Source organism: Pseudoalteromonas aurantia 208 (genome assembly GCF_014858725.1).
GTDB classification, from domain to species: domain Bacteria; phylum Pseudomonadota; class Gammaproteobacteria; order Enterobacterales; family Alteromonadaceae; genus Pseudoalteromonas; species Pseudoalteromonas aurantia.
The window spans coordinates 42031-63194 of the sequence record NZ_AQGV01000013.1; the positions used below are offsets into that span (position 1 = coordinate 42031).

General features: G+C 40.8%; 21 protein-coding genes. 11 read left to right on the plus strand and 10 right to left on the minus strand.

The window, feature by feature from the left end; translation table 11 throughout:
* Positions 1-85 precede the first annotated feature (85 nt).
* The 3 genes from PAUR_RS15320 to PAUR_RS15330 all read left to right on the plus strand — a co-directional run bounded on the left by PAUR_RS15320 (position 86) and on the right by PAUR_RS15330 (position 2597).
* The gene (locus PAUR_RS15320; RefSeq protein WP_192508964.1) at positions 86-1252 is read left to right on the plus strand and encodes a S41 family peptidase; all 1167 of its coding nucleotides are present in this window, start codon (positions 86-88) and stop codon (positions 1250-1252) included.
* Between the two features lie 36 nt (positions 1253-1288).
* Entirely contained in the window at positions 1289-2068 is a 780-nt protein-coding gene (locus PAUR_RS15325; protein ID WP_192508635.1) for a divergent polysaccharide deacetylase family protein, read from the plus strand.
* Positions 2069-2177: 109 nt separating this feature from the next.
* Positions 2178-2597 carry a CBS domain-containing protein gene (locus tag PAUR_RS15330; RefSeq protein ID WP_192508636.1) on the plus strand — a complete coding sequence of 140 codons (420 nt, stop codon included), beginning with the start codon at positions 2178-2180 and terminating at the stop codon, positions 2595-2597.
* Positions 2598-2659: 62 nt separating this feature from the next.
* On the opposite strand, the gene pepB is transcribed toward PAUR_RS15330, so the two are convergent.
* Positions 2660-3955, minus strand: coding sequence for an aminopeptidase PepB (gene pepB / locus PAUR_RS15335; protein ID WP_192508637.1), 1296 nt, complete (start codon positions 3953-3955; stop codon positions 2660-2662).
* 82 nt (positions 3956-4037) lie between these two features.
* Here pepB and sfsA point away from each other — a divergent pair, with 82 nt between their 5' ends.
* The 8 genes from sfsA to PAUR_RS15375 all read left to right on the plus strand — a co-directional run bounded on the left by sfsA (position 4038) and on the right by PAUR_RS15375 (position 10281).
* Positions 4038-4745 (plus strand): DNA/RNA nuclease SfsA, encoded by a 708-nt coding sequence (gene sfsA, locus PAUR_RS15340; RefSeq protein WP_192508638.1) that lies wholly within the window; start codon positions 4038-4040, stop codon positions 4743-4745.
* Between the two features lie 174 nt (positions 4746-4919).
* The gene (gene dksA / locus PAUR_RS15345) at positions 4920-5363 is read left to right on the plus strand and encodes an RNA polymerase-binding protein DksA (RefSeq protein WP_192508639.1); all 444 of its coding nucleotides are present in this window, start codon (positions 4920-4922) and stop codon (positions 5361-5363) included.
* Between the two features lie 12 nt (positions 5364-5375).
* Positions 5376-6281 carry a tRNA glutamyl-Q(34) synthetase GluQRS gene (gene gluQRS / locus PAUR_RS15350; RefSeq protein ID WP_192508640.1) on the plus strand — a complete coding sequence of 302 codons (906 nt, stop codon included), beginning with the start codon at positions 5376-5378 and terminating at the stop codon, positions 6279-6281.
* Positions 6282-6489: 208 nt separating this feature from the next.
* Positions 6490-7875 (plus strand): polynucleotide adenylyltransferase PcnB, encoded by a 1386-nt coding sequence (gene pcnB / locus PAUR_RS15355; protein WP_409455165.1) that lies wholly within the window; start codon positions 6490-6492, stop codon positions 7873-7875.
* On the plus strand, positions 7872-8354 hold the full coding sequence (gene folK, locus PAUR_RS15360) for a 2-amino-4-hydroxy-6-hydroxymethyldihydropteridine diphosphokinase (protein ID WP_192508642.1): 483 nt from the start codon (positions 7872-7874) through the stop codon (positions 8352-8354). The genes pcnB and folK overlap by 4 nt, the downstream gene beginning before the upstream one ends.
* Before the next feature lie 33 nt (positions 8355-8387).
* Positions 8388-9182 carry a 3-methyl-2-oxobutanoate hydroxymethyltransferase gene (gene panB, locus PAUR_RS15365; RefSeq protein WP_192508643.1) on the plus strand — a complete coding sequence of 265 codons (795 nt, stop codon included), beginning with the start codon at positions 8388-8390 and terminating at the stop codon, positions 9180-9182.
* Positions 9182-10030, plus strand: coding sequence for a pantoate--beta-alanine ligase (gene panC, locus PAUR_RS15370; RefSeq protein WP_192508644.1), 849 nt, complete (start codon positions 9182-9184; stop codon positions 10028-10030). The genes panB and panC overlap by 1 nt, the downstream gene beginning before the upstream one ends.
* An 11-nt stretch (positions 10031-10041) precedes the next feature.
* Positions 10042-10281: a hypothetical protein gene (locus PAUR_RS15375; protein WP_192508645.1), complete on the plus strand. Its 240-nt coding sequence runs from the start codon at positions 10042-10044 to the stop codon at positions 10279-10281.
* A gap of 52 nt (positions 10282-10333) precedes the next feature.
* Here the strand turns inward: PAUR_RS15375 and PAUR_RS15380 are convergent, their stop codons facing one another.
* The 9 genes from PAUR_RS15380 to PAUR_RS15420 all read right to left on the minus strand — a co-directional run bounded on the left by PAUR_RS15380 (position 10334) and on the right by PAUR_RS15420 (position 21111).
* Positions 10334-11302, minus strand: a complete 969-nt coding sequence (locus PAUR_RS15380; RefSeq protein WP_192508646.1) for a PstS family phosphate ABC transporter substrate-binding protein — start codon at positions 11300-11302, stop codon at positions 10334-10336.
* 70 nt (positions 11303-11372) lie between these two features.
* Entirely contained in the window at positions 11373-12707 is a 1335-nt protein-coding gene (phoR, locus tag PAUR_RS15385) for a phosphate regulon sensor histidine kinase PhoR (RefSeq protein ID WP_192508647.1), read from the minus strand.
* A gap of 34 nt (positions 12708-12741) precedes the next feature.
* Positions 12742-13431: a phosphate regulon transcriptional regulator PhoB gene (phoB, locus tag PAUR_RS15390; protein WP_010362411.1), complete on the minus strand. Its 690-nt coding sequence runs from the start codon at positions 13429-13431 to the stop codon at positions 12742-12744.
* Positions 13432-13609: 178 nt separating this feature from the next.
* The gene (locus PAUR_RS15395) at positions 13610-14566 is read right to left on the minus strand and encodes a porin (protein ID WP_192508648.1); all 957 of its coding nucleotides are present in this window, start codon (positions 14564-14566) and stop codon (positions 13610-13612) included.
* 503 nt (positions 14567-15069) lie between these two features.
* Entirely contained in the window at positions 15070-16134 is a 1065-nt protein-coding gene (fba, locus tag PAUR_RS15400) for a class II fructose-bisphosphate aldolase (protein WP_192508649.1), read from the minus strand.
* Positions 16135-16306: 172 nt separating this feature from the next.
* On the minus strand, positions 16307-17485 hold the full coding sequence (locus PAUR_RS15405) for a phosphoglycerate kinase (protein WP_192508650.1): 1179 nt from the start codon (positions 17483-17485) through the stop codon (positions 16307-16309).
* Positions 17486-17526: 41 nt separating this feature from the next.
* Positions 17527-18540 carry an erythrose-4-phosphate dehydrogenase gene (gene epd, locus PAUR_RS15410; protein WP_192508651.1) on the minus strand — a complete coding sequence of 338 codons (1014 nt, stop codon included), beginning with the start codon at positions 18538-18540 and terminating at the stop codon, positions 17527-17529.
* Positions 18541-18646: 106 nt separating this feature from the next.
* Positions 18647-19273, minus strand: coding sequence for a 3'-5' exonuclease (locus PAUR_RS15415; protein WP_192508965.1), 627 nt, complete (start codon positions 19271-19273; stop codon positions 18647-18649).
* Entirely contained in the window at positions 19273-21111 is a 1839-nt protein-coding gene (locus PAUR_RS15420; RefSeq protein WP_192508652.1) for a DUF294 nucleotidyltransferase-like domain-containing protein, read from the minus strand. Before PAUR_RS15420 ends, PAUR_RS15415 begins: the two co-directional genes overlap by 1 nt.
* Positions 21112-21164: the final 53 nt, after the last annotated feature.

Below are 21164 nucleotides of genomic sequence, written 5' to 3' on the forward strand. Positions count from 1 at the left end.
TGTGCTGCCCAAGACATTGGAGCAGCACATGAAAAAATCACATCAAATAGCAGCGAGCACACACTGCATACATAATCACTGGCAGATGGTTATAACGACGCTGCTATTTTGCATTGCACTACAGCTACATACGGTCAATGCAGCCACGCAATTTGACAATGAACAAATTAATGAAATTGTCTACCATATCCACACTTATTACGTGGAAGATATTCCGCTTAGCCATATTCAAGCAAACAACATAAACTCACTATTTAAAGATTTAGACCCTTACTCAAAATATCTTTCAGAACATGAGCTTGAAGCTATTTTCAGTGCTGCCAATGGTCGCTACACAGGTATTGGGATTGAGGTTGAGCGAGTTGATGAGCGCATTGTCATCGTCAATACTTTACCCGGCTCGCCTGCTGCGCAAGCAGGTATCGAAGGCGGAGATAAACTGGTTGCAATTGGACAAACTGATGTGACGAAAAAAGACATAGCCCATGTATCTAAACTGCTTCGGGCCGCCAAGTTCGCAACCATCAACATCACCGTAGAGCGTGCAAAAACCAACCTGACACTTGCTCTTCGTAGACAGGAAATAAACTTAGAAAGTGTTAGCAGCCAACTGTTAAAAAGCGGAAATGGCTATATTGAATTAAATAGTTTTAATAACCATAGCTATCATGATGTATCACGACACATCAATAAACTTATTAGCAGAAATGGCGCGCCATTAACAGGGCTTATTATTGACTTACGAGATAATCCAGGCGGCACACTCAGCAGTGCGGTGGCAATTTCTGATTTGTTTTTACAGGCCGGCACCATTGTTACAACAAAAGGCCGGTTCTTTGACGCAAACCAGCGTTTCAGTGCAGAGCACGGCGATATCTTAAATGGTGCCCCGATTGTTGTGTTAATCAATGAACAGTCAGCTTCTGCAGCAGAAATACTTGCGGGCGCATTGCAAGATAACGGTAGAGCATTAATTATTGGCAAACAATCCTATGGCAAAGGATCTGTGCAATCTTTAATTCCTTTAGGCAATGGTACCACCGCATTAAAACTCACAACCGCCCGTTACTTTACTCCGTCAGGGCAATCTATTGAAGGTGTTGGCATTAAACCTGATATCATTATCACGCCACAAAGCCTTTCGAATTTAAGCAAAGACGTTATAATGAATGGTGAACAAACGAACAAAATTACCGTGTTAGCAAAGCTGGACTCGCACATCATGACAGCTAAAAGGTTGCTACAAAAATAACGATTAAAACATATAACAATAATTATAGTAGGCACCGTGTTAAAGATATTTGTTTGGGGGGTTATTTGCTTTTGCTTAGCGCTCGCACCTAGTTATGCAAAACAAATTGCCATCGTTATTGATGACGTTGGCAATCATGAACGTGATCTTGAGCTTCTGAACCTCCCGGGCCAGTTGTCTTTTTCGATCTTACCTCATACACCATACTCGCAACTATTTGCTCGCTTAGCGAGTAAAGAAAATAAAGAACTCCTATTACACGTGCCAATGCAATCTATCGAAAATAAGGTACTCGGTCCTGGCGCCCTAACGCTAAAGATGAATAAATGGCAGTTACAAACAACACTTGGCCATGCTCTTGCAACACTTCCTCAAGTAAGAGGCGTAAATAATCATATGGGATCAGCGCTTACGCAATATATTACCCCTATGAACTGGACGATGGAGGTACTCAAAAAACGAGGTTTATTTTTTTTAGATAGTCGTACAACAGAACAAACACAAGCCCAGCATGCAGCTAATTTATACGGTGTGAGAAACATTGGACGCCATGTCTTTTTAGACAATGTCCCCACAGAAGATGCGTTACAATCACAGTTAACACAGCTCAAACTCCTTGCACAAAGTCAAGATTCAGCCATTGCGATTGCTCATCCATACCCAACCACTATTTCATTTTTGAACAAAGCTTTACCTGAGTTAATTGCGCAGGGTTTTGAACTTGTGCCGGTTTCCCAGCTCGTCCAACATAAATATATTCAGTTAGCACAACAACAAAATACGCACTTACCTAACAATCGACGAGGGATTAAATAAAACATTTATACCGATTAATTGATATCGCTCAGGTATTCCCCACTTTACTCTTCAAATTTCGCCAGCTTCAGTTATAACTAATATACCAAGTTTAATTATAGGTATCCGAATGCTACAAACAGTTTCTGATCTGATGACACATAAGCCCTATAGCGTCAATCAAGAGCAATCTTTACGTGATGCTCACGATTTAATGCGCACCAAAAACGTTCGACATATTCCTGTTACCAATGAACAAGGCTCTCTCTGTGGTATGTTAACCCAAAAAATTATGATTGCTGAGGTAATGCGGATCATTGCCACCTATGGGCCGACTGCACTTGAAAGAAAAGAAAAACATACATTAGTAAGTGACATTATGGCCACTGACTTTGTTTGTATTGGACCTGAAGAAAACTTGAGTAAAGTAGCACAATTTTTTGTTGATAATCGCCACGGGTGTATGCCTGTAACTAATGTTCAAAAAGAGCTAATAGGGATATTAACCTCGTCAGATTTTGTTCGCTTGGCGGCTGCTTTGCTCTCGTAAAACACAGCGGGTAAATAAAAAGCATGCTTGGCATACTCTTTATTTACTCACTAAAATACAATTTATGCTTTTTCTTGTAATGTTCTGGCTATCGTGCGCATACCCAATGTCGTTGCTCCAGCAGCCCATTGCCCACCAGCACTATTTTGAAATGCAGCAGCTAAATCAATATGTACCCAACCTTGACCTTCATTTGGAACAAACCGAGCCAAAAAGCCTGCTGCATTTGACGCACCACCAAAACCACCACCTTTTTGTGCTCTGCTATTAGCAGTATCAGCATACGGTGAAGGACAGTTATTCTTGTGCCACGGCTCTAAAGGCAACGGCCATGCGGCTTCAAATTCATCACTGGCAAATTGTTGAACATCATTAACTAACGCTTTATCTAATCCAAATAAGGCGTTATATTCTTGCCCGACCGCTACCAAAGCTGCACCCGTCAATGTTGCTGCATCAATGATAAGCTCCGCTCCCGTTTCACCCGCGGCCATCAAGCCATCAGCCAATACTAAGCGCCCTTCAGCATCAGTGTTAACAATCTCGACCGTTGTGCCATTTTTATAGGTCAAAATATCGCCAAGCTTATATGCGTGACCTGAAATTAAGTTTTCAGCACAACATAAAAACAACTTAATACGCTTTTTCATACCACGCTGGATTGCCAAAGCAAGGCCGGCCGTGACCGTTGCAGCACCACCCATATCGCATTTCATACCCAGCATACCTTCGCTAGACTTGATTGAGTAACCGCCAGAATCAAACGTGATCCCTTTACCAACCAATGCAGCACTCACCGGCGCATCTTTATCCCCTGTCGGATTGTAGTCTAACTCCAACAATACAGGGGGACGTTCACTACCTCGACCAACCTCATGGATGCCTATCCATTGTTGCTCCAGTAGTGCTTTACCTTTGATGATCTGATAACTCACATGCTCTGGCGCTAAAGATTGAATAAACTCTGCTGCATTTCCAGCCAAGCTTTCTGGATACACATCTTCAGCGGTGCCGTTAATCATGCTGCGAGCCCACGTTGCAGACTTCTGTAACGCAATCAATTCATTCAAATCTGACTGTGCATTTTCAATGAATGTAACGCCACTTAACTGTTTAGGACTAACATAACCTTGATAAAACGCCCATTGAGATTCGGTACACCACACATCGCCCAAAAGCGTCACATTTTTTACGCCTTGCTGCGCAATACTTCGTGCGGCCTTTTGAACATTTTTCAATGTTTCAGTTTCTTGCAAGTGAATGGTTGCACCATCTTCAGTGAATGACAGGCTTGTGCCTTGCCCCCAATGAGGGGCAGCAGCTTGCTCACTTAATCGAACAATAAATTTATCAGACATTTTATCCTAACCTTAGCGCTTATATAATGATGAGCAGTGTACACTAGCCCTTTACATCACCCAACTGACTTGCGATTAATATATGAAATTTTCTAGTACATTAAGTCAAGCCCGATTAATTAAGCGCTATAAGCGATTTCTCGTTGATTTAATTGACACTAATGGTGTTGAATTCACAGTTCATTGCGCTAATACAGGTAAAATGACTGGGTGTGCTGACCCCGGTTTTCGAGCCTATTACTCAACGAGTGACAATACAAAACGAAAATACCCCCACTCTCTTGAAATAACTAGCAACCATCTTAAGCAGATGATTTGTGTAAACACCAATCATGCAAATAAAGTGGCTATTGAAGCCATTAAATACCACAAAATACCTGAACTTAGCGATTATCAACACACGCATAGCGAAGTTAAATATGGTAACGAAAATAGCCGTATCGATATCCTATTAAGCGATGATAAGAAACAAGATTGTTATGTCGAGGTCAAGTCGGTAACTCTTTTAGAGCAACAACAAGGATATTTTCCAGATACCCAAACACTTCGCGGGCAAAAACATATCCGAGAGTTAATGACTATGAAACAACAAGGAGATCGAGCCGTACTTTTATTTATTGTTATGCACAGTGGTATCAACTCAGTAAAACCAGCAGCACATATCGATCCCGAATATGCTAAACTGCTTGTTAAAGCAAAAGAAATTGGTGTTGAAATTTATGCTTATAACACCATAATCAGCCTTGATGAGATAAAAATAAAACAACGTGTACCGGTATTAATGGCTTGAGTTTTAAAAACCAGCCCCCATATCGCTGCTCATTAGAATTTAACCTCTATGACTGATTCTTACCCACTCAATTGTTAACTTTTGAGACAAAGTATTTGCTAAGGGTGTGAGATTCTGCTATTTATAGCCGCCGGCGTTAGCTGGGGTGTTGTGTTAAGGATTTAGGAGAATGCTATGCCAGACCAAAAGAAACTAGGGTTGTTGGCTCAAGCCGGTTTACAACCATATCAGGAAAAACCAGGCGAAGAATACATGAATGACGTACAACGTACGCATTTTAAAGCAATATTAGATGCATGGCGTAAAGATCTACGTAATGAAGTTGATCGTACAAAAACGCATATGCAAGATGAAGCAGCAAACTTTCCAGATCCTGTAGACCGTGCAGCGCAAGAGGAAGAGTTTTCTTTAGAGTTACGTACACGTGACCGTGAGCGTAAACTGATTAAGAAAATTGAGAAAACACTGCAACTGATTGAAGATGATGACTTTGGCTTCTGTGAGTCTTGTGGTATTGAAATTGGGATCCGTCGTTTAGAAGCCCGCCCTACAGCTGACTTATGTGTCGACTGTAAAACACTGGCCGAGATTAAAGAAAAACAAAACGGCAGAGGTTAAACTCTGCCATTTATGCTAACCCCAGCATTACCCATCCAAGGGAGCTATCGTGGCCGGTTTGCTCCTTCGCCATCAGGATCACTGCATTTTGGTTCACTTGTAGCTGCACTCGCAAGTTATTTAGCAGCGAAAGTACATGATGGTCAGTGGTTAGTCCGTATGGAAGATATAGATACTCCAAGAATGCTTAAGGGCGCTGATAGTGATATTTTACGCACGCTCGATGCTTTTGGCTTACATTGGGATGGAGAAGTCGTTTACCAAAGCCGTCGGCATGACTACTACAACGATGCGTTAAACACACTCCAACAACAAAATTTAATTTACGCCTGCACATGCACACGCAAAGAAATTAAACTACAAGGCGGTTTATATACAGGGCATTGTCGTCACGCTAATCACCCTCCGACAAACAATGCACTGAGAATTAAACAACATCACCCCATATTACAATACAACGACATGGTACAGGGTAAAGTCTATACGTCTGAGCAAATAGCTCACGAAGACTATATCGTTAAACGCCGTGATGGCCTTTATGCATATCAACTCGTTGTTGTACTCGACGATATAGATCAAGGTATTTCTCATATTGTTCGTGGTGCCGATTTACTTGAACCCACCGCTCGACAGTTAGGTTTATTTCAACAGCTGGGCCACACTCCACCTGAATTTGCCCATATTCCCGTGATTGTAACTAAACCAGGGTTTAAATTGTCAAAACAAAATCACGCGCCTGCAATTAATGAAAGTAATCCAATTCCAACTTTGTGCTCAGCCCTTAAATACTTGGGCGTCGAGACACCTGAAGACATCATGCATACCAATATTGATAATATTCTACATTGGTCACAAGCACACTTCAGCTTAAGCGCGATTCCTGCTGTTTCTGAACGTCAATTTATAGAATACGCCTGATCTACGATTATTTATCACCTGTAACTTAATTTTTTCACGTTGCTGGTATATCATAGCGAGCCTTGCAAAATTGCCTACACTGTAAGCGGTTTCAAGCAACCACCTTAGGCGCCGTATTAATTGCTGATAAATACAGTGATTAACCACTAATAAGTGAGCCTAGTATTAAGTCGAGCATGCATCGGTATGAGTTTTTAGGAGACAGGTTATTATTTCTAAGCTATTAAAATTTTGCAGACAGCTAGTCAATGGTGAGAAAAGCTCATCAGATCTTGTCACCTGTACTGACCCTCAAGTGGTTCCCCGCAGTGAGCACAGTATTTCTCGCAAACAATTTAGCCCAAATGCAATCAAAGTACTTTATCGCCTAAAAGATGGCGGTTACGATGCCTATTTAGTAGGTGGTTGCATTCGTGATATTTTGTTAGGTGTTGAGCCCAAAGACTTTGATGTAGTCACCAATGCAACTCCAGAACAAATAAAAAAGTTATTTCGCAATTGCCGCCTAATTGGTCGCCGGTTTCGCTTAGCCCATATCGTTTTTGGACGTGAAATTATTGAAGTTGCTACCATGCGCGGCCACCACGAAGCCAGTGCCAGTAAAAATCAAACCAGTCAGTCGAGTGAGCATGGCCAATTACTGCGTGATAATGTGTATGGCACGATAGAAGAAGATGCTGAGCGCCGAGACTTTTCTATTAATGCGCTTTATTATTCTATCAAGGATTTTACTATTCATGACTTTGCCAATGGTATGAATGCCATTGCCAATCGAAAAATAGAGCTGATCGGTGACCCTGAAACACGTTATCGTGAAGATCCCGTGCGCATGTTAAGAGCGGTGCGATTTGCCACCAAGTTAGATATGGAAATAGCACAACCAACGAAAGCTCCTATTTCTGAACTAGCTGATTTGCTATCGCATATTCCTGCAGCTCGTTTATTTGAAGAAACATTGAAATTATTTTTAAATGGAAAGGCCGAAGCTAATTATCATATGCTACGTGAGTTTGGTTTATTCAAACAGCTGTTCCCTGCTTTAGACGATATTATCGAAAATAGTGAAACAGGCTTTGAAACGCGCTTTATTGCTCAAATGTTTGCTAACACTGACAAACGTATTAATGCAGAGAAAAAAGTTACGCCAGCGTTTGTTTACGCCGCTTTATTGTGGTTTCCACTATTAAAACGCAGTGAACAGCTACAACAAGAAAACATGCCTATTTTTGATGCCTACGCACAAGCTATGAATCATGTCTTGAGTGAAAACGCACAAAGTGTAGCAGTACCTAAGCGATTTACACTCGGTGCAAGAGATATTTGGCATATTCAATTACGCTTAGATAAACGTGGTGGACAACGCGCATACCGGATCAGTCAACAGCCTCGTTTCAAAGCTGCTTACGACTTCTTATTACTTCGAGTTGAAAGTGGAGAGCAAGAACAAGCTGAATTAGCTGAGTGGTGGACAAACTATTTACAACAAGATATAAACGGTCAGAAAGAAATGGTACGTTCATTAGGCCCTAGTGAGTCAAACAAGCCTCGACGTCGCTTTCGTCGAAAGCCTAAAAAGAAGCCTAGTGAGTCATGAGCACTGTCTATATAGGGTTAGGCGCTAACCTAGATAACCCTAGCGCACAGCTTCACAGTGCAATAGCAACTCTTAAAAAAATAACGACCTGTGAGCTGCTGGCTGTCTCTAAATTTTATGCTTCAAAGCCAATGGGGCCTCAAGATCAACCTGATTACGTGAATGCGGTGGCTAAATTGACAACGTCGCTGGCCCCTGAGCCATTTTTAGATGTTTTACAGTCAATCGAGTTAGAACAAGGCAGGCAGCGTAAAAATGAACGTTGGGGTGCGCGCACTTTAGATTTAGATATTTTGTTATTTGGCAATGAGGTGATTGATTCTCAAAGATTAGTCATCCCACATTATGGGTTATGTGAGAGAGAGTTTGTGGTCTACCCCTTACTCGAGATCGAACCATACCTCGTTTTACCTGATGGTCGAAAACTACAGGACGTCAGTGAACACGTTGCATTAAATAACTTAATAGCACTTAATTAATGAAATGATTACTGTATATCAAGGGGAATGGACATGGCTAAAGTAACAGTGTCAACGTTGGCGAAGATGAAACATGCGCAGAACAAAATTACGGCGTTAACCGCCTATGATGCAAGCTTCGCAAAATTATTTTATGACAATGGCGTGGACATTGTGTTGGTTGGCGACTCACTTGGTATGGTATTACAAGGCGCTGATGATACGTTAGCAGTGACCACCGATGAAATTGCTTACCATACCCGTTGTGTGCGCGCTGGAAGTAAAGAACTATTTGTGGTCGCAGACATGCCATTTATGAGTTATGCAAATCCACAACAAAGCTGTGATAATGCTGCTAAATTAATGCGTGCTGGTGCCAATATGGTGAAGTTAGAGGGTGGCGAATGGTTATATGAAACTATTCAAACTCTCACCCAACAAGGCATTCCTGTATGCGGCCATTTAGGCCTTACACCACAATCAGTCCATGTGTTTGGGGGTTTTAAAATACAAGGTCGAGAACAAGCACAGGCTGATAAAATGGTTGCTGACGCACAAGCCTTAGAACAAGCTGGTGCACAGCTACTCGTCATTGAGTGTATTCCGTCAGCACTTGCCAAACGTATTTCTGAAGCCGTTAATATTCCTGTCATTGGCATTGGGGCAGGTAAAGATACCGATGGACAAATATTAGTAATGCATGATCTTGTTGGGATTTCTGCGGGTTATATTCCTAAGTTTTCCAAAAACTATTTAGCTGAAACGGGCAACATGCCAGAAGCAGTTAAACAATACTGCGCCGACGTTAAATCAGGCACCTTTCCAACTAGCGAACATGAGTTTAGTTAATGCAATCAACCTCAGAAATTAAATCATTACGTAGCCAAATTAAAGCGTGGCGACAGCAAGGGCTGAGCATTGCATTTGTACCAACAATGGGAAATTTGCATTTAGGACACTTTTCACTTGTTGAAAAAGCCAAAACACTCGCAGATAAAGTTGTTGTCAGTATATTTGTCAATCCTATGCAGTTTGGTGAAAATGAAGATTTAGATAATTACCCTCGCACCCTAGACGAAGATAAAAAAGGGTTAGCAGAGCTTGGCACTGATATTGTTTTTACACCTTCTGTTGCATCTATATACCCTAATGGCTTAAGTGCTCAGAGCTATGTCGACGTGCCTGGTATATCACTGGGTTATTGCGGGGGTAAAAGGCCCGGCCATTTTAAAGGCGTTGCAACCGTCGTGACGAAATTGTTTAACATGGTACAACCCGATTTCGCATGTTTCGGTGAAAAAGATTATCAGCAACTGCAAGTCATCAAAACCATGGTACGCGACCTCTCGATGCCAATTGAAGTTGTCGGTGTTGCAACACAGCGAGAATTTTCAGGTTTGGCAATGAGTTCTCGTAATGGCTATTTAAGCGAGACAGAGAAGGAAACAGCGAAAGCGCTTTATCAATCCCTACTAGAGATCTCGACTCAACTTAAAGCAGGTAACCACAACTTTGCTCAATTAGAACTTGATGCAAAAGTGTCACTAGAACAAAAAGGTTTAAAAGCTGATTACTTTGCTATCGCAAATAAAGATACACTAAATCCTGCTACACTTGGAGATGATCACTTGGTGATCTTAGCGGCTGCCTTTTTAGGATCAGTACGCTTAATAGATAACTTACAAGTCTCTATCTAGAAGGAAGTAAGATGAAAACTGTACTGTCACTCTGTGCAATATTACTATTAAGTGCATGCCAAAGTAACAATTCAGCAGAATTGAATCAATGTGCTCAACAAAATTATCAATGTGAAACAAGCTGTGTGAACAGTAATACACCAGAAACAATGTCACATCAAATATGTAATAATGAATGTATTGAAACTTTTAATCAGTGCAAAGTTCAAGCCCAGCAACTGACGAAGAGTAAAACTCGGCAGTACCAATAAGTTAATTTTACAAAAAAACCGCTCAAATGAGCGGTTTTTTTATCTGTTATTCTTACAGTAAACCAAGCTTTTTCAGTTCAACGGTCGCCATTTTGCTTGAAAGTGGTACATAACCGTCTTTCTCAACAATTTTTTGTCCATCTTTTGATAAAACCATTTTTAGAAATTCAGCTTCAATAGGTGACAATGCTTTATTCGGGTGCTTATTTACATAAACATATAAAAATCGAGATAATGGGTATTTCCCTTTAGCAACATTTTCTAATGTAGCATCAACAAAACTATTACCTTTTTTAGCTAATGGTACAGTACGTACACCTGACGTTTTATAACCAATACCCGAGTAACCAATAGCATTCACAGATGATGAAATTGACTGTACAACAGATGCCGAACCAGGCTGTTCATTCACGTTATTACGGAAGTCGCCTTTACACAGAGCTTTTTTCTTAAAGTAACCGTATGTACCTGATACCGAATTACGTCCATAAAGTTGAACATCTTTGGCAGCCCAATCTCCAGCTAAACCTACGTCACTCCAACGCTTAACTTCGTCTGTAGCACCACACTTACGTGTTGATGAAAAAATAGCGTCAACTTGATCAATGCGTAAGCCTTCAATCGGATTATCTTTATGTACAAAAACGGCAAGTGCATCAATAGCTACACGGACTTCTGTTGGCTTATATCCATAACGTTTCTCAAAGGCTTCAATTTCTTTTGACTTCATTTTTCGGCTCATTGGGCCAAAGTTAGAAGTTGCCTCTGTTAATGCTGGAGGCGCTGTTGAAGAGCCAGCTGCCTGAATTTGAATATTCACATTAGGGTAAATACGTTTGTACTCTTCAGCCCAGAAGGTCATCATATTGGCAAGGGTATCAGAACCAACTGAAGAAAAATTACCTGAAATACCACTCGTTTTATTATACTCAACTAGGTTTTTATCTAACGCTGACGCCTGTGTTGCGACAAGTGTTGTTACAGCTACGCCCATAGCGGCGACTAAACTTTTGAATTTCATTTGGGTTGCTCCAATTGTTCTTCCCATTAAATAACGCGATTTATTCTGCCGCGACTTAATGACAATAAAATTACTCTAAAGTGACAGTTTCATGACTTTCACCATCTGTCATAATTTTTACTTTATCTTGCGTGAAGGAAAAAGAAAAACATGATCCTTCTCCCAACGTGCTTTGGATCTCTAAACTAGAATCATGCCTTGTTAGCACATGTTTAGTGATTGCTAACCCCAACCCAGAGCCACCCGTCTTACGGCTACGTGCTTTATCAACACGATAAAAACGCTCCGTCAATCTATGAATATGCTCAGGGGCAATACCATCACCATTATCTTTCACTGAAAAACAAGCTGATTTATCATTGTACTGCCAAGAGACAACGACTTTGCCATGTGGTTTTGTATAATGAATCGCATTAAACACCAGATTAGAGAACGCACTGCGTAATTCATCAGCAGACCCTAAAATATCTAAAAGTGGATCTACATCAAATACAACTTCGTGCTGCTTGTCTTGGTTAACAGATAATGCTTCAGTTTGAATTAAGGCAAGCATAGCTGGTACATTAACGGGCCTGTCTTTCTCATGTCGCCTTGCACCTTCAATACGTGATAATGATAATAATTGATTTACTAGGCTATCCATGCGTTTGCATTGTTCAATCATGGTTGTATGCGCTCTCTCCCACATCATAGGCGGTGGCATATTATCAGCATCCATCATTTCTAAATAACCCGTAACAACCGTCAATGGTGTTCTCAGTTCATGTGAAACATTTGCCACAAAGTCTTTACGCATTTGTTCTAGTTGCTTTAAACGCGTGATATCCCGGACGACCATCATCAACTGTTCAGCATATGGCATAACACGAAATTCGAGTACCTGATCATTTGCATGGCTTGAGTCTAGCTCTAACGGCTCATCAAAGTGATGCAGTTGCATGTATTTAACAAACTTAGGATCCCTGATCAAATTATCTAATCGCTGACCGTGATCTGTTGGCCACTGCAACCCAAGCACTTTTAAAGCAAGTTGATTACACCACACAATACTGAGATCTTGTTGTAATACTACAACCGCATCAGGTACCGCCTCTGCACCTTCGCGGAAGCGGCGTATCAATTCTGCTAACTCATTGCGCTTTTTGCGGTTTCGATGTTGTAAATGATATATTCCTTCAAATATTTGTTCCCATGCCCCTTCACCTTCAGGAGGGTTAAAGCTTCGTTGGTTAAGCAACCAATCACTTAATCTATATAGCTGGTGATAATGCCAAAGCAGTAAAGACAATGCACCTATAAACAATAAAATAAAAGGTGCACCAATCAAAATACCGATCAAAGTTAGTGGTAAAAAATACAAAAACAGGCGCTTAAACAACGCCTGTTTATTAATCACTCGGTACATATACGATGGACCCTAAATATAATTCATCATGCCGCTACAGTTTACTTGAAAACCGATAGCCGGCACCGCGCACAGTTTGTACTAATCTATCATGACCCAGAGGTGCTATCGCTTTACGTAGACGACGGATATGTACATCAACAGTACGATCTTCAACATAGACATTAGTACCCCAGACATGATCAAGTAATTGCTCTCGGCTATATACTCGCTCTGGGTGTGTCATAAAGAAGTGTAATAAACGAAACTCGGTCGGTCCCATATCTAACTCACTACCAGCCGACGTTACACGGTGTGATATAGGATCAAGGCGCAGACCATGAACTTCGATGGCCTCCTCTAAAGAAGTCGGCGATACTCTACGGATCACTGCTTTGATCCTCGCCATCAATTCTTTTGGAGAAAAAGGTTTCGTGACGTAATCATCAGCGCCAACCTCTAAGCCTTTTACTTTGTCTTCTTCTTCACCACGCGCAGTTAGCATAATAATTGGTATCTGACGCGTATATTCACTTTGCTTAAACTTTTTCGCGATTTGAATCCCACTGCCACCGGGTAACATCCAATCCAACAGCACCATATCTGGGTATGGTTCGACCATCGCCGTAATTGCTGAATCGTAATCTTCTGCTTCAATCGCTTGAAACCCGTTTTGTTCCAGCACAAATACCAGCATCTCCCTGATAGGTGCTTCATCATCAACTACAAGTACTTTACGTGACATTCCCAATATTCTCTTTCATTACCGAAGATGTTTTCATTATTATGACTAAGTGTGACAGTTTTATGAAAGTGTAACGTGGATCTACAAAACCTGCTAAAAAATCGCTTAACTATTTGCGCTAAGCGATTTTTTTAACAAGGTATTATGACTATATCATGTCATTTTTTAGGAAGTTTTTTTAAAAATCATAACGTAATGTTAACGCCATATGATCTTGATCTGCTGAGTTATCAAGATCAAATTTGGAATACCATAAATACATACGCGCTTGTTTAGATAGCTTTTTCTCAACACCTAACGACGTCGAGTTTCCAGAATCTTTCAATTTACCTTCAGCACCATCGGTGTCTTGATATTGAGCTAATAATTTATAACTATTCGGGAGTTTATACGCGGCACTGACAACAAAGCTATCAACAGAATCATCACTATCCACTTTTTCACTTTGCTGGTATAAGCCACCTAATGTCACATCGCCTAGCTTTCCTTGCAATACAACCCGTGTAATGTCGCGTCCTGCAACTTTTGAATCCCTAGCAACACTGGCGTAAACAGGTGTTTTTTTCAATTTACTATCACCGTACACGCCCGCAATAGATACCCCTGTTTCTCCATCTTGTTTACTGTTATCTTCCGCAATATAGCTAACCACAAACTTCATATGGTTAAGTGATGGAGAGGTATATTGAATCGTATCTCCCAGGCGGTTATCCCCTGCAAATAGTGCCTTATTGTCAGAGGTAAAATCATTCATTAAATCAACTTTTCCTTGCGACTTTTTCACTGGAGTGTCATTTCGTCCAACAAGTACTTCCCCGTAGCTACCTTTTAACCCAACATATTGCGATCGGGCGGTGATGTTATCACCATCTTTACCATCTTTATCGTTATCTACTGGATTAACTTCGAATTCATATTTAAAGAAAACATCAACACCCTCATTTATCTTCGCTTTACCCTTAAGGCCCATCCTCGACGCATAGCTTTTAATCGATGTTTCATCTTCATCGCCCGTATCGCTAAACTGTAAACCGGCGTGAACTCGACCATAGACTTTAACTTCATTCGCTAGCGTAACATCAGATATTACAAGCAAGCAGAGTGTAAAAAGAGAGAGTAATAATTTGGTTTTCATATTAGCGCAGCCTCATAATTGTAAGAGGAAAACACCGAGTCCATACGATGCTCATATAATTATCGTCTAAATTAAAAATTAGCTGTAATTCTAAATAGATCAAGTCAGCGATTAGGAACAGATCAAATTTATATCAACCCAACTTATCAGGATCAAAATCTTACTAACGCGATCCTGTTTGGGATCAGTTTTTTACTAGCTTTACACCACTTTAGTTAGATCAAACAGTATAAACATAATGACTAACACGGCGTAAACCAAGTGAAATAGGCATTAAACCGTGATCAATTAGTACAATCTTGATCTACATTGGATATCGTTAGTACAATCGTGATCCCAACATGATCTTAACATCAACTTGCTCTAATTGAGGCTCTGAGAATAAATTATTATTTTTTATCAATATGTTATGAGTTTACTTGTGAATAAAGAAAGTTAATAAAATAATGATCCAAAAAAAAGCCCCGTATTCGGAGCTTTAATTTATTCAGGTGTGTTAGTTATTATTTGATCTGTTGATCAAGTTCACCCGATAAGTACTTCAAGTGCATATCGTCTAATGAAATTGGTTTGATCTTAGCTGCATTTCCTGCTGTACCAAATGCTTCATAGCGGTCAACACAAATTGCGGTCATTGCTTTCGTTGCTTCAGCTAAGTATTTACGTGGGTCAAAGTTAGCAGGGTTCTCTGCTAAATGACGGCGAATTGCCCCCGTTGAAGCTAAACGTAAATCGGTATCAATATTCACTTTACGCACACCGTGCTTAATCCCTTCGATGATCTGCTCTACTGGCACACCATACGTTTCAGGAATTTGGCCACCATGCTCATTGATCACGGCTAACCAATCTTGGGGAACTGAAGAAGAACCATGCATTACAAGGTGTGTATTAGGGATCCGTGAATGGATATCTTTGATTCTGTTAATCGCTAATATGTCCCCTGTCGGCGGACGTGTAAATTTATAAGCGCCATGAGATGTACCACAAGCAATTGCAAGCGCATCAACCCCTGTTTTACTTACAAAATCAGCTGCTTCCTCAGGATCTGTTAGTAACTGATCTAAGCTTAACTTGCCAACTGCACCAATACCATCTTCTTCACCAGCTTCACCGGTCTCCAATGAACCAAGCACGCCTAGTTCACCTTCCACCGAAACACCACATGCGTGTGCCATATCAACTGTGCGACGCGTAACATCTACATTATACTCGTAACTTGAAGGCGTTTTACCATCCTCAAGCAAAGAGCCATCCATCATCACAGATGAAAAACCAAGTTGAATTGAGCGCTGACAAATTCCAGGTGATGTCCCATGATCCTGATGCATTACTACTGGAATGTGAGGCCACTCTTCAACGGCCGCAAGGATCATATGACGAATAAATGGTGCACCAGCATAAGCGCGTGCACCAGCTGAACCTTGAACAATAACAGGACTATTTGTCTTGTCTGCTGCTTCCATAATGGCGCGCATTTGCTCTTGGTTGTTTACGTTGAAGGCAGGAACGCCATAACCATACTCTGCTGCATGATCAAGTAATTGACGCATACTGATTAAAGCCATATTGCTTTCTCCAATAGTCGATGACAGTCATTATCATCTAGTTTGAACGGGATAATTTGTGTGTGATTTACATCACATTGTCTGTTTCAGACAATATTTAAGTACCAAATATCAAATGTGAGAGCGATATTTAGTAAATAATTAGGCCAGCAATCGCTGGCCAAAATTCATATTAAGCGTTTGCCCTTTTCTCAAGCATAGCTACTGCTGGTAATTTTTTCCCTTCTAAAAACTCTAAAAAGGCACCACCACCAGTTGAGATATAAGAGATATTATCTGCTACACCATATTTATCAATGGCTGCCAGCGTGTCTCCACCACCGGCTATTGAAAATGCATTAGACTTTGCTATGGCATTTGCAATTGCCTCTGTGCCATTTCCAAATTGATCAAATTCAAATACGCCAACAGGGCCATTCCAAACCACTGTACCCGCTTTTTCTATAATTTTTGCTAACGTGTTCGCTGTATCTGGACCAATATCGAATATCATGTCTTCCTCAGTCACATCAGCAACATCTTTTATTGTTGCAACTGCTGACTCAGAAAATTCGCTGCCAACGACAACATCAGTTGGTACTGGGATCTCACCATTGTTCAACTTTGCAGCTGCAGTAAGCTTATTAGCCTCAGCAATTAAATCAGCTTCATACAAAGATTTACCCACCGGGTTTCCAGCAGCTGCGATAAACGTATTTGCAATTCCACCACCAGCGACCAGCTGGTCAACGACCGTAGAAAGCGAATCTAGCACAGTTAATTTTGTAGAGACTTTAGAGCCACCTACAATGGCAACTAAAGGACGCGCAGGGTTATCAAGTGCTTTTCCTAACGCTTCTAGTTCATTGGCTAAAAGCGGGCCTGCACATGCTGTTTCGGCAAATAAGCCTACGCCATGTGTTGATGCTTGAGCACGATGTGCTGTACCAAACGCATCCATAACATACACATCACACAATGCTGCTAATTGCTTAGCAAGCGTTTCATCGTCTTTTTTCTCGCCAACATTAAAACGAACATTTTCAAATACAACAACTTCGTTTTCACTTACTTCTACGCCGTTTAAATAATCTTTCTCTAAACGCACTGGTTGCTCAAGTGCATCGTTTAGATAATCAACAACTGGTTGTAATGAATATTGCTCATCATACTCACCTTCAGTTGGACGCCCTAAATGAGACATAACCATTACTTTAGCACCTTGCTGTAACGCTAATTTTATAGTGGGTAAAGATGCGCGGATCCGTGCATCAGAGGTCACTTTACCTCCTTTAACAGGCACATTTAAATCTTCACGAATTAAAACGCGCTTGCCGCTTAAATCTAAATCCGTCATTTTAATGACTGACATTAACATCTCCTTACTAAACGATACTTATGAATATGAACTCTTTATTTGGCAACCATCATGGCTACAGCAGTGTCGAGCATACGGTTAGCAAACCCCCACTCGTTATCACACCACACTAATAATTTTACGAGTCGTTTATGACTAACACGTGTTTGTGTGCCATCAATAATACAAGAATGCGGATCATGATTAAAATCTACTGAGACCAATGGTTCCTCGGTGTAGCTTAAAATTCCATCAAGGCGGCCACTGGATGCGGTTTCTAGCACTTGATTAATGGAAGATAACTCCACATCTTGGTTTAACGTCACACTTAAATCCATTGCGGTTACATTTATCGTCGGGACACGCACCGCAATTGCTTCAAAACGTCCATGAAATTTAGGAAGTATACGCTCAATACCCCGCGCGAGTTTTGTATCAACGGGAATAATTGATTGGCTCGCAGCTCGTGTCCGTCGTAAATCGCTATGATAGGCATCAATCACTTGTTGGTCATGCATTGATGCATGAATCGTTGTTATTGCGCCTGACTCGATACTAAAAGCATCATCTAACACTTTTATCACGGGTACAATACAATTGGTTGTGCATGAGCCATTCGAAACAATATTGTCTGTTTCTAATAACTCATCATCATTAATGCCATAAACAATGGTCGCATCAACATCGGCATCTGCTGGTTGAGAAAAAAGTACTTTCTTTGCACCCGCTTTTAAATGAACGTTTGCATCTTGTCGTGAATGAAATACACCAGTGCATTCCAATACCACGTCAACATCTAATGCTTGCCAAGGCAAATTTCCAGGGTCTGGCTCTGAAAACAACTGAATATGATCTCCAGCAACGTTCAAATATGGGGCCTCATATTCCACCTCAAAGGCAAAGCGACCATGCGACGTGTCGTATTTAAGTAGGTGCGCAACCCCTTTGGGATCCGCCAGCTCATTTATCGCAACGATTTGGATCTCGTGTTGACGAGCAGATTCATACAGGGCGCGTACAATATTACGTCCTATACGACCAAAACCATTTATAGCCAGTTTGATTGCCATTGAATTGAAAATCCAGCCTTTAGCATAGATGATAGGGATGTTCCCTTTTGAGATGGCGCTATTGTAATCGACCAAGGAAAAATGTCTAAGGGAAATGGCAATATTTTTAAATAATTATACTCAGTTTTTCTCGGCGACCCATGCTGATAGCCGAATATTGGGCTAACAGTAGTTCTGCAGTTGCCAATGCATCACATAATGCATCGTGTTGTTTATATTCGGGCAGGCCATAACGGGCACGACATGCAGATAATGTCAAACTATCCTGAGTTAATGGTCTTCCTTGTGCTAACAAACGTCGCTTTTCTATCTTCATCGTATCAATAATCGCTTTAGGCGTAATTCGATATTGATACACTGATGCGACTCGTTGAATGAACCCCCAATCAAGTACAGCATTATGACACACTAATACGTGACCATTAATTGCTGTCGCCAAAGACGCTATAAGTCCTCTTAAACTGCTCCCTTCCAGCAAAGCGTCATCATCAATACCATGATAAATCGTACTCTGCGACAAATCTTGCACTTCTTTGTTCAACATATAACCTGCAGTGCATAAATCAATTTTAGAGGCACGCATATTTAACCATGCAGCTGAAACAATTTCATGCTCACCAGGGATTAACCCCGTTAATTCTAAATCAATAATTACGTATTTTTGCTGATCAAAATAACTCTGCTTTAACTTATACTCTCTCAAGTACCTCAGCAACCAGGGATACAGCCCCATCACAAGCTCGCCCTAGCAAATTTGAATGCACTCGCTTGCTGTGCATGTCGCACTAAGTGAAAAGCTTCTTTTAACTGATGCTTCTCCAATGACGTTAAAGTCTTTGGATCAATGCAATTACTCGGCAGCCCTTCCCGTTTTATCTGAGTTTTCAAGCGAAGTTGTGTCAGGTAACGCCAACAGTCTTTCAGGTCATACACATCGTTACTACTCAATACGTCAAATTTTAATAAAGCATCCAATCGCTCCAACGTGTTTGCTTTATAAATGCCAACATTTAACGCATAAAGGCGGACAAGATCATTAATGATCACAATGCCACGTCGCTTTAGATCGAGATGCTTATGTTGGGTGTTCCCTTTTTCTAGTTTAAATTGGTGAAATAACCCAATAGGGACTGAATTCGTATTAATGTCTGTAGCCATAGCTGCAAAAAACAACTCATCTCTACGGATCATATCTAATGCAGCGCATAAATCTTGATAAAGCGACTTTGATCCATCAATCAGGCGTAGATCAAAATAGATTTTACAATTAAGCATCGCTTTAGGAGTCGGCTCCTTAATCCAAGTAACAAACCGGCTTTGCCATTGTGTAACTGTGCCTCTACAGGCTTCATTGCTGGCCATTATATTGCCGGGACAACGTTTGATCCCGCACTCAACTAACTGCTCGCATACCGTTGCCCCCAAATGTGCAAAGTACACTCGCTGTTTCGCTGTGATGTTTGCATCCAACAAGATGCCATTGTCTTGATCTGAGTGCAGTGTTTGCTCCTCTCTAGCTTGTGAGCCAAAGCAAATCCAGCTAAACGCGCAAGGCGCTTGGCCGTATTCTAATTGATATAAATGCACTAATCGAGCGGTTAATGCATCGGTTAATCCGCTCAACAATTTTCCAATAACCGAAATATCTTCAATATTGTTTGAAAACTGCTTTAGTAACTCCGGAATGTCACTTGAATAACGCTTCACTTCCGCCACACTGCTTGCTTTGTAAATTTTCCCAATAAGTTGTACTGGATCACTCTTTTGTTGACGCAATAGATCTGTACTGGTGATAACACCTAACGGCTTATACGCTTCATCTAGTACTGGGAGGTGATGAATATTATGTTTAAGCATTAAATGTAAGGCTGAAAATGCTCGGTTATTCTCGAAAATAGATTTTGGGTTTTTAGTCATGACCGATTGGATTGACGTGCTCGGCGCAATGTCTGAAGCTAAAACACGATTACGTAAATCTCGATCCGTTACGATCCCAAGTAACGTATTTTCATCAGTAATAACTAACGATGATACCCCATAGTGACGCATTTTCATGGCTGCTTCTGTGATACTCACTTGAGCACTAGCGGTAATAATATTCGATGACATGAGTTCACTGATTTTACGCTCAGACCAGCTTTGGTCACGTGTTTTATATTGAGAACTGAGCAACCGGTTGGCATGAGCTCTCACAAAATGTTGTTCAAATCCCCTATACTCTCTGCGTAAATAATCAAAACTTTGCTGATCTAATACATAAAGTAAACCCGCAGTAACAACCTGTAAATGGCTTTGTATTTTATCGCCAGTCAATAATGAAGGAAAACCAAAGTAATCACCTTCAGTTAAGCGTGCAATGGTATCACCGTGTATAGAGACCAAATCAAACACACCAGAACGGACTAAATATAAATTGACCCCCCCAGTCTGTAGCCATTGCATTTGATTTTCTCGGGTTAAATATACAACTTGCAAATGACGAGCAAAATAGGATGTTGCACCATGAGGTAAATGACTAAACGGCATTTGTTTATGACTAAATTCCACAACATCCTGTACTTGTGCCGCCATATTTCATTCCTTTATAAACAATTTTCAGGAAAATACTTATGCGTATATACGCT